Source organism: Hansschlegelia sp. (assembly GCF_035538955.1).
Lineage (GTDB): Bacteria > Pseudomonadota > Alphaproteobacteria > Rhizobiales > Methylopilaceae > Methylopila.
On record NZ_DATLJK010000013.1, the window covers coordinates 222,734 to 228,858 of the forward strand.

At 67.0% G+C, this 6,125-nt stretch carries 6 protein-coding genes and 2 pseudogenes; all 8 read left to right on the forward strand.

What is annotated here, in order from left to right; genetic code table 11:
* The first annotated feature begins 9 nt into the window (after positions 1-9).
* Positions 10-243 (forward strand): 4Fe-4S dicluster domain-containing protein, encoded by a 234-nt coding sequence (locus tag VM780_RS09355; protein ID WP_325446997.1) that lies wholly within the window; start codon positions 10-12, stop codon positions 241-243.
* 10 nt (positions 244-253) lie between these two features.
* Positions 254-1,216 carry a HEAT repeat domain-containing protein gene (locus tag VM780_RS09360; RefSeq protein ID WP_325446998.1) on the forward strand — a complete coding sequence of 321 codons (963 nt, stop codon included), beginning with the start codon at positions 254-256 and terminating at the stop codon, positions 1,214-1,216.
* 196 nt (positions 1,217-1,412) lie between these two features.
* Entirely contained in the window at positions 1,413-2,171 is a 759-nt protein-coding gene (locus VM780_RS09365) for a Crp/Fnr family transcriptional regulator (protein WP_325446999.1), read from the forward strand.
* 197 nt (positions 2,172-2,368) lie between these two features.
* Positions 2,369-3,742: an ABC transporter substrate-binding protein gene (locus VM780_RS09370; RefSeq protein ID WP_325447000.1), complete on the forward strand. Its 1,374-nt coding sequence runs from the start codon at positions 2,369-2,371 to the stop codon at positions 3,740-3,742.
* Positions 3,743-3,850: 108 nt separating this feature from the next.
* Positions 3,851-4,627 (forward strand): annotated as a pseudogene (locus VM780_RS09375) (ABC transporter permease); the annotation flags it as partial.
* Positions 4,624-5,541, forward strand: coding sequence for an ABC transporter ATP-binding protein (locus VM780_RS09380; protein ID WP_325447002.1), 918 nt, complete (start codon positions 4,624-4,626; stop codon positions 5,539-5,541). The pseudogene VM780_RS09375 and the gene VM780_RS09380, both read left to right, overlap by 4 nt.
* 41 nt (positions 5,542-5,582) lie before the next feature.
* Positions 5,583-5,921 (forward strand): ferredoxin FdxA, encoded by a 339-nt coding sequence (gene fdxA, locus VM780_RS09385; RefSeq protein WP_325447003.1) that lies wholly within the window; start codon positions 5,583-5,585, stop codon positions 5,919-5,921.
* A gap of 39 nt (positions 5,922-5,960) precedes the next feature.
* Positions 5,961-6,125, forward strand: a pseudogene (locus tag VM780_RS09390) (ferredoxin--NADP reductase); the annotation flags it as partial.

The following is a 6,125-nucleotide window of genomic DNA, read 5'->3' on the forward strand; positions in this document are numbered from 1 at the left end:
AGAGAGCAAGTGCCGATCATCACCCAGCAGAAAAGCGCGGCCGTCGTGATCGACGACGCCAAGTGCATCGCCGAGAAGGGCTGCACGGTCTGCGTCGACGTCTGCCCTCTCGACATTCTCGCGATCGATGAAGGTCGCAAGAAAGCTTACATGAAGTACGACGAGTGCTGGTACTGCATGCCCTGCGAGGCCGACTGCCCGACCGGCGCGGTCAAGGTCAACATCCCCTATCTGCTGCGCTGAGGAGGAAGCAATGCCGCCTTTCGATCCGTTCGGCGACGATCTTGCGGATCTCAAGGAGCGGGCGACCGATCCCGATCCGGGCATCCGCCGGGTCGCGATGATGGAGCTCGCCGAGGAGGTCGGACCGGACGCCAAGGTCCTGCTGCTGACCGGCCTCGCCGATCCCGACGCGGAGGTTCGGGCGGCCGCCGCCAAGGCGCTCGACGAGCATGACGGGCCGGATGTCGTGGAGGGCCTCGTGGGTTCGCTCGAAGACCCCGATGTGGCGGTGCGGCAGAACGCGGCCGAGGCGCTCGCCGAGAAGAAGGAGCCGTCCTGCGGACCGCTTCTGATCGACCGCGCCCAGCACCCCGATCCGTTCGTCCAGGCGGCGGCGCTGCGCGCGCTGCGCGAACTCACCCTCCCGGACGCGCTCGCGGCGGCGCTGAAGGCCCTGCAGAACGAGAACGCCGAGGTGCGCCGCGAGGGGCTTGGCGTGATCGGCTGGCTCAAGGCCGAGGAGGCGCTGCCGGCGCTGATCGCGACCGCCTCGGACCCCGACGCGTCCGTCCGGCGCGCCACCATGTCGGCGCTGGTGTTCGTGCGGCCGGGCGGCCGCGGCGCGGCGACGCTCGTCGCCGGCCTCTCCGACCCGCACTGGCAGGTGCGGGAGGAGGCCGCCGCCTCGGTCGCCAAGATCCGGCTGCCCGAGGCCACAGTGCAGCTCATCCAGGCGATGGGCGACGAGGTCTGGCAGGTGCGGGTGAAAGCCGCCAACGCCCTCGGCCGTCTCAAGGCCGCGAGCGCGATCGAGGCGCTCGGGAGCAATCTCGAGAACGAGACCAGCAATGTCCGCAAGGAGTGCGCGGCGGCGCTCGGCGAGATCGCGGCCCCGCAGGCGCTGCGCTGGCTCGAACGCGCGATGGACGATCCCGATCCGGATGTCCGCAAGTTGATCCGCTGGGCGATCGGTCGCTGCCAAGAAGCCGTGTGATCAGAGCGCGCCGCCCACAATAAAGCCGGCTCCCGCCAAGGGACGCCGGCTTTTTCGTATCGGGCGCCCAGAGACGCCGCAGCGGCGGCCATCTTTGTGACTTTGAATTGGAATGGTTCCGTGCTTCGCTGCAGCGCACAGTCGGTGAAGCAGGGAAACGACATTGGCCATCCCACAGGCTTCTTGGCCGCCATTGATGTCGGGCTCTCCAGAGGCGGTGAGACCCGCGGCCGCGTTGCTGCTGTCCGACGGCGAGCCGAACATCCGGGTCCCGGACCGCGCGCGTCAGCGGCCGATCCTCGAACAGTTGTCGCAGCGGGAGCGCGAACTGGTCGTCTCGCGCGGCCGCAAGAAGGTGCTGAACCGCGGCGCGACACTGTTCAGCCAGGGCTCGCCGCATGACGGCATCTATCTGATCGACTCCGGACGCATCCGGGTGTTTTACGCCGCGCCTTCGGGTCGCGAGATCACCCTGGCTTACTGGTACCCCGGCAACTTCGTCGGCGGCCCCGAGATCTTCGGCGGCGGGCCGCATGTCTGGTCGGGCGTCGCCTCCTGCAATTCGAGCGTGCTGCACCTCTCGGGAAACGCGCTGCGGGAGCTGGTCGTCACCATTCCGGCCTTCGCGCTCGGCGTGATCGACGGGCTCGTGTTCAAGGGCAAGTGCTACTCGACCATGGCGCAGATGCTCGGCACGCGCTCGATCACGGAGCGGCTCGCGCATCTGCTGCTCCACCTCGCCGACCTTTACGGCGTCGAGGAGGAGGACGGCGGCGTCCTGATCGCGGCGAGCTTCACCCATGCGGATCTGGCGCATCTCGTTGGCGCCACTCGGCAGTGGGTGACGATCAGCCTCAAGCGCTTCGCCGAGCGCGGCATCGTGTCCGCGACCCGCTCGGACCTAGTGATCCGCAGGCCGGACGTCCTGCTCGCCATGCGCAATGGCGAAGGCTGACGCGGCGCTTGCCGCTTTTTCAGGCAGGCAAAGGAAATTAGCAACTAATCGACCGCGCGCCGCGGTCTTCAATTGAACGACCTGCGCCACGCCTTGATGATCCGACCGTCGGACCCGTCCTGACGCCCTGATCTTCTAACGAGGTGAGCGATATGGGATCCTGGAGAACGCGCTGCGCCGTCTCTTTCGCGGCGCTGATGACCGCGACGGGACTGGCGCTCCCGAGCGCCGCCGCGGCCGAGACGCTGACGATCGGCATCGGCACGCAGGACACGACCACCAACACGGCCACGACCGGCGTCGTGATCCGCGAGCTGAAGCTGCTCGAGAAGCATCTGCCGCATGACGGCAGGTACAAGGACGTCACCTACGATCTGCAGTGGCAGAACTTCACCTCCGGGCCGCCGGTCACCAACGGCATGATGGCCGGCAAGCTGCAGTTCGGCGGCATGGGCGACTACCCGCTGGTCGTCAACGGCTACACGTTCCAGAACAATTCCGAGAGCAAGTCGCAGCTGATCGCGGTCGCCGCCTACAATCTTGCGGGCTCGGGCAATGGCGTGGTGGTCAACAAGGACAGCCCGTATTTCTCGCTGCAGGACCTCAAGGGCAAGGTCGTCAGCGTGCCGTTCGGCTCCGCGGCGCACGGCATGATGCTCAAGGCGATGCAGGACGCCGGCCTGCCCAAGGACTTCTTCACGCTGGTCAGCCAGAGCCCCGAGGTGGGCTCGACCAATCTGAAGGAGAACAAGATCGACGCGCACGCCGATTTCGTGCCCTTCGCCGAGCTGCTGCCGTTCCGTGGCTTCGCCCGAAAGGTGTTCGACGGGCTGCAGACCAATCTGCCGACGTGGCATGGCGTGGTGGTCCGCACCGACTTCGCCGAAAAGTATCCGGAAGTCGTCGACGCCTACCTTCAGGCTGTTCTGGACGCGGGCGAGTGGGTCAGGCAGGATCCCAAGCGCGCCGCAGAGATGATCTCGAAGTGGACCGGCACCGACAAGGAAGTCGTCTACATCTTCCTTGGCCCGGGCGGCATCATGACGATCGATCCGACGCTGAAGCAGCCGCTGATCGACGCCGCCAGGGAGGACGTCAAGGTTCTCCAGGGGCTCGGCAAGATGAAGGAGTTCGACGTCGGCCCCTGGGTGAACGACAAGTTCATCCGCGCGGCCTTCAAGGAACGCGGCCTGGATTACGACAAGCAGCTCGCCTCGACCGCGAATTACGAGGTCAAGGGCGAAGACGCCTTCTGCAAGAAGCCGGTCGCCGAGCCGCGCAAGGCCGGCGAGATCTGGATCAAGGACGGCGACATCAAGCCATTCTCGAGCGCCGCCTGCACGCTCGCCGCCTATAGCGACTTCAAGGCGAAGGGCGTCGCGATGAACGTCGCCTATGTGTTCGACGCCGAGCGCGGGATCAAGCTGTTCGCCGACAAGGCGTTCTACGTGACCGGCGACAAGGCGGAACTCGCCCCCTTCATGCTCAAGGCCGACGCCGACGCCTATGCGGCGAAATCGGGCGGCAAGGTCGTGAGCTTCGAAGACGCGCTTGCGGCCGCGAAAGGCTGATCGATGAGCAATGTGATGATGTCTAACGCGCTTGCGCCCGCGGCGGCCCGGCCGGAGCCCGACGCGGCCCGGCCCCAAGCGCCGCAGGTCCCGTCCGCGCTGTAGCTCAGGCTCCCCGACCTGCCGGTGCGGTCCGCGCTGGTCGGCGCGGCCTCGATCGCGCTGTTCATCCTGACCTGGCACGTCGTGACGACCTGGAAGCTCGACCTCTACGTCCGCTTCATGAACGTGCCGACGCCGGCGGACGTGTTGGCGAGCGCGGAGGCCGCCTGGGGCTCACCGACCTTCGCGAGCCATCTGCTCATGAGCTGCCGTCGCATCGTCTACGGCTTCGCGCTGGCCGCCCTGGCGGCGATTCCGCTCGGGCTGCTGATGGGTCGGTTCCGGCTGCTGCGCGAGATGGCGTTTCCGGTTTCCGAGGTGCTGCGGCCGATCCCGGCGATCGCCTGGGTGCCGATGTCGATCATGCTGTGGCCGACCAACGAGCAGTCGATCGTCTTCATCACCTTCCTGGGCTCGTTCTTCCCGATCCTGCTCAACACGCTGCACGGCATGGCGACCGTGGACCCGGTCCTGGTGCGCGCGGCGCGCTGCCTCGGCGCCAAGGAGGTCGCGCTGTTCCGCGAGGTCTATCTGCCGGCGACGCTGCCGCAGATCTTCACTGGCCTGACCGTCGGCATGGGCGTCGCCTGGGTGTCGCTGATCGCCGCCGAGATGATCTCGGGCCAGTTCGGCATCGGCTACTTCACCTGGGAAGCCTACTCGCTCGTCCAGTATCCGGACATCGCGCTCGGCATGATCGCGATCGGGGTGCTGGGCCTCGTCTCGAGCTGGACGATCCGCCTGCTCGGCCGCCTCGTCATGCCGTGGAGCGCCGCCCGATGAGCGTCACCTCCCTGAAGCCGCGCGCCGCCGAGTCCGGCGCGGCGTCCCGCGAGGTCCAGAGCGAGCGCAAAGGGCGCATCGAGATCGAGGATTTCGGTCTGCGCTACAGGACGCCGGGCGGCTACACCGACGCGGTGTCCGGCGTCTCGCTGACCGTCGAGCCCGGCGAGTTCGTCTCGATCATCGGCCCCTCGGGCTGCGGCAAGTCCACTCTGCTGAACGCGCTCGCCGGCTTCCTCAAGCCCACCAGCGGCTCGGTCATGGTCGACGGCCGGCCGGTTGACGGGCCGGGCGCCGACCGCGGCATGATCTTCCAGCAATATTCGCTGTTCCCCTGGAAGACCGTGCGCCAGAACGTCGAGTTCGGGCTCAAGATGAAGGGCATCGAGGCCAGCGAGCGCAAGCGGCAGGCGCGCACTCTGCTCGGCCTCGCGGGCCTCTCGCAGTTCGAGGATCAGTACCCGGATGCGCTGTCCGGCGGCATGAAGCAGCGTGTCGGCATCGTGCGGGCGCTCGCCACCGGCCCGCGGATCCTGTTGCTCGACGAGCCGTTCGGCGCGCTCGACGCCCAGACCCGGCTGATCATGCAGCAGATCCTCACCAATATGTGGCAGCGGCTGAAGATCTCGGTGCTGTTCGTCACCCACGACATCGACGAGGCGATCTTCCTGTCGGACCGCGTCTACGTCATGACGGCGCGCCCCGGCTCGATCAAGGCCGAGATCGCGGTGCCGCTCGCCCGGCCGCGCGAGCCGTCGGTGATCATGTCGTCGGAATTCCTGGCGCTGCGGCGCGGGCTGATGAGCCTGATTCGCGAGGAGAGCCTCAAGGCCATGGGCGGCGAGATCAACGCCGACGCCCTGAAGGGGCTCGCGACCAACTTCGACAACAACGACCTGGCGCGCTCGCTCTGAGGAGCTGAGCCGCTCGCCGCGCAATCGAGGACTGAGAGCCGATGACCTATGTCGTCACGGAGAACTGCATCCGCTGCAAATATATGGACTGCGTCGAGGTCTGCCCGGTCGACTGCTTCTACGTCGGCGAGACGATGCTGGTGATCGCGCCGGACGAATGCATCGATTGCGGCGTCTGCGAGCCGGAATGCCCGGCGGCGGCGATAAAGCCTGACACCGAAGCCGGCACGGAGGGCTGGGTGGCGTTCAACGCCAAATATGCCGCGCTGTGGCCGAACGTGACCGAGAAATCAGACCCGCCCGCCGACGCCAAGGACTGGGACGGCGCGCCCGGCAAGCTCGAGGCCGCCTTCGGGGCGGCCGATCCCGCCATCGCCTGACGCGGGCGCGGTCCCGCCGAATCCTCCGAGGACATTCCGATGAGCAAGTATCTGGAAGAGCGTGTGACGCATGTGCATCACTGGACGGAGACGCTGTTTTCGTTCCGCACGACGCGCGACCCGTCGTTCCGCTTCCGCAATGGCGAGTTCACGATGATCGGGCTCGAGATCGACGGGCGTCCGCTGACGCGGGCCTATTCGGTG

Excerpts from the sequence above, each read along its gene's own strand:
- VM780_RS09370 (WP_325447000.1), top strand. The coding sequence starts at position 2,369 with ATGACCGCGACGGGACTGGCGCTCCCGAGCGCCGCCGCGGCCGAGACG.
- fdxA (WP_325447003.1), top strand. The coding sequence starts at position 5,583 with ATGACCTATGTCGTCACGGAGAACTGCATCCGCTGCAAATATATGGAC.
- VM780_RS09360 (WP_325446998.1), top strand. The coding sequence starts at position 254 with ATGCCGCCTTTCGATCCGTTCGGCGACGATCTTGCGGATCTCAAGGAG.
- VM780_RS09380 (WP_325447002.1), top strand. The coding sequence starts at position 4,624 with ATGAGCGTCACCTCCCTGAAGCCGCGCGCCGCCGAGTCCGGCGCGGCG.
- VM780_RS09365 (WP_325446999.1), top strand. The coding sequence starts at position 1,413 with ATGTCGGGCTCTCCAGAGGCGGTGAGACCCGCGGCCGCGTTGCTGCTG.